Source organism: uncultured Streptococcus sp. (assembly GCF_963545685.1).
Classification (GTDB): domain Bacteria; phylum Bacillota; class Bacilli; order Lactobacillales; family Streptococcaceae; genus Streptococcus.
This window is the reverse complement of sequence record NZ_CAUUKN010000105.1, coordinates 1-2555: the sequence shown is the minus strand read 5'-3', so window position 1 is coordinate 2555 and position 2555 is coordinate 1. Positions and strand designations below refer to the sequence as shown.

Genomic DNA, 2555 nt, shown 5'->3' with positions numbered 1-2555 from the left:
TGATTACAATTTTGAGCAAGTGTTGACCAAGGCGGTTTATGATTTTTTGGAAAAACGAAATGGAGGTTCATCAAATGGTGCTGGCAGTTACCTCAATTCTTTCTGGAGCTCGGCTATTGTCTCAGTGATTTCCAAATGGGTCAAGGATGGCATGAAAACCCCAGCTGAAAAGATTGCCAAGCTCGGCCTTCCCCTTTTTCCACAGAAGAAGAAATGATTACCTTGTTACAAGAACTAATTGGAGGTTGAAAATGCCGATATATGAATTTTGTGCAGAAAATGTTACTTTGTTGGAAAAAGCTTTCAAAGCTGGTGCTCAGAGAGTGGAGTTGTGCGATAATCTGGCTGTCGGGGGTACGACGCCGTCTTATGGTGTTATAAAAGCAGCAGTTGAGTTAGCCAAGACCTATCAAGTTAAAGTGGTTGTGATGATTCGTCCATGAGGGGGAGACTTTGTCTATAGCCAAGAGGAATTAGCCATCATGTTGGAAGATATGAAGTGTGCGCGGGAATTGGGCGTTGATGGTTTTGTGTTAGGCGCTCTAACCTCAGAAAATCAACTTGATAAAGACGCTCTTAGGACACTACTCGAAGCCAGTCAAGGTTTGGAGGTCACCATGCATATGGCCTTTGATCAAATTACTATTGAAGATCAGCCTAGTGCTATCCAGTGGCTCAAGGAAAATGGTGTGACACGTCTTCTTACTCGTGCTGGAACTCCTGATACCCCCATACACTTACGCTTGCAAGCCTATGAAAAATTGATTCAACTAGCAGATGGTCAGTTCGAGATTTTAGCAGGTGGGGGTATCTCCGTGACTAATCGTGACCGATTTCTTGCCATTCCTGGTCTCGAACAAGTCCATGGAACACGTATCGTCTTTTAGATGTTTTAAAGAGACTAGCTTATTGGATCGGTCCCTTTTGGCTTTCTTGTGGACTGAAAAAGTCACTTTGATTTTCTAGGCAATCTTTGGTAAGCTATTACTACAGCAAAAAATATGGGGGATATATGTTAGATAATTTGTTAAAAAAGAAGCCTGTCTGGGGTGTCATTATTTATCTACTAATGGGGCTAGTTGCCATTTGGCTTGGTTATAGTTATTCACAGAGCCTTTCGCAATTGGAAAAAACGGGCGGTCAGCTCAAGATTAATACTTTTGTTTACGTTATTTATCAATTAGGCGGGACTAAACTCGTCATGTTTGCCTTTATTCTCTTTGCCTTCTTCTTTTTCTATTTGGGTTATACCTATCTTAAAAAACTTGGCAATACTCAGAAATAAGGACTATGGTTATACACGAACTGCAGCTACTTGCTTGCAGTTTTTTTCTTTTCTAAAGGCTACTCCGAGACACTCATTTAGTTTCAATGACATTTTTAGACTGCAAAAAGTATCCTGAGAATAAGTAGCTGTCAAAATCTGGTATAATGAAGCCAAGGAGGCGCCTATGAAAATTTTGAAAAAACAGACGCTAATTCTTTTATCTATCTCTAGTATACTGCTTGTAGGTTTAGCAGCTTTTACACATCTCCACAAAAAGGAGGAGCAAGCAAGTTACTCCAATCTTAATAGCAAATCCAGTATTAGTGAGGTGCGAACCATTCTCTCGAAACATTTGAACGAGGGGAGTGTGGATAACTTTATCAATCTGGTTACCGATTACAATAACACTGTGGGTTCTGTTGGACTTTCTGGGAATTTTGCGCCATTTACTAAAACCGACTATGATGTGGAAAAAATCAGTAATTTGTGGACAGCCAAGCATGGTGACTTTATCGGCACCAACTGCCGTATCAACACCTACACGCTACTGAAAGGCAAAATCAAGATTCCACAAGTCAAAAGTGACAGTGAGCTCCTTTTCCAAGATAAGGATGCCATTGACAGGGGTAAGCTCTTTGATGCCAAGGAGCAGGAAGACTTTGAAATTCTCTTTTCAAGGGTCAAAACTGAACCTACCCAAGATGTCAAGGTTCACGCCAAGCATATGGAGGATTACTACAAGCAGTTCACCTTTGATGACAAGGCACGCATGCTGTCGGTTGTTGTCCACGATAATTTGGATGGAGATTCCCTTTTTGTCGGTCACGTCGGCGTCTTGGTGCCTACGACGGATGGCTACTTATTTGTTGAAAAGTTGACCTTCGAAGAGCCCTACCAAGCCATTAAATTTGCTAGTAAGAAAGACTGCTACAAGTATCTCACAACCAAGTACAAGGACTATACCGGACCAGGTCTAGCCAAACCCTTTATCATGGATAATGGCAAATGGGTGGATATGGGCTAGGTTAATGTGCGACGAAAGTTTGAATAGGGTAGAAAAAGGAACCAATATATGAAAAGAAAACAAGCCTTGTCACTTTATCTGGCGGGGACCCTTGGACAAATCTTATTAGTCAGTCTCCTCGTTTGGCTTCTAAGAGCATGGGGCGTTAGGGTTGATTATGGGACTCCAATAGGACTGCTTACCCTTATGTTAGGTGGGTTGTCATCAGCCATTTGGGGAGCAATTATTAGCATCCGCTATCATCACTCCAGTTTTAAACAGCTT

At 41.7% G+C, this 2555-nt stretch carries 3 protein-coding genes and 2 pseudogenes; all 5 read left to right on the top strand.

Annotation, left to right across the window (positions count from 1 at the left end):
* A partial coding sequence (locus RWZ99_RS09355; protein ID WP_314678342.1) for a TetR-like C-terminal domain-containing protein occupies window positions 1-217 on the top strand: 217 nt, incomplete at its 5' end.
* A gap of 34 nt (window positions 218-251) precedes the next feature.
* Window positions 252-887: pseudogene (locus tag RWZ99_RS09350) on the top strand (copper homeostasis protein CutC).
* A 125-nt stretch (window positions 888-1012) separates the two neighbouring features.
* Window positions 1013-1285, top strand: a complete 273-nt coding sequence (locus tag RWZ99_RS09345; protein ID WP_314678340.1) for a hypothetical protein — start codon at window positions 1013-1015, stop codon at window positions 1283-1285.
* Between the two features lie 166 nt (window positions 1286-1451).
* Entirely contained in the window at window positions 1452-2291 is an 840-nt protein-coding gene (locus tag RWZ99_RS09340; protein WP_314678338.1) for a DUF4300 family protein, read from the top strand.
* Between the two features lie 48 nt (window positions 2292-2339).
* Window positions 2340-2555 (top strand): annotated as a pseudogene (locus RWZ99_RS09335) (CPBP family intramembrane glutamate endopeptidase); the annotation flags it as partial.

Bases quoted from the DNA above. Each gene is read 5' to 3' on its own strand.
- RWZ99_RS09345 (WP_314678340.1), top strand. From the start codon at position 1,013: ATGTTAGATAATTTGTTAAAAAAGAAGCCTGTCTGGGGTGTCATTATT.
- RWZ99_RS09340 (WP_314678338.1), top strand. From the start codon at position 1,452: ATGAAAATTTTGAAAAAACAGACGCTAATTCTTTTATCTATCTCTAGT.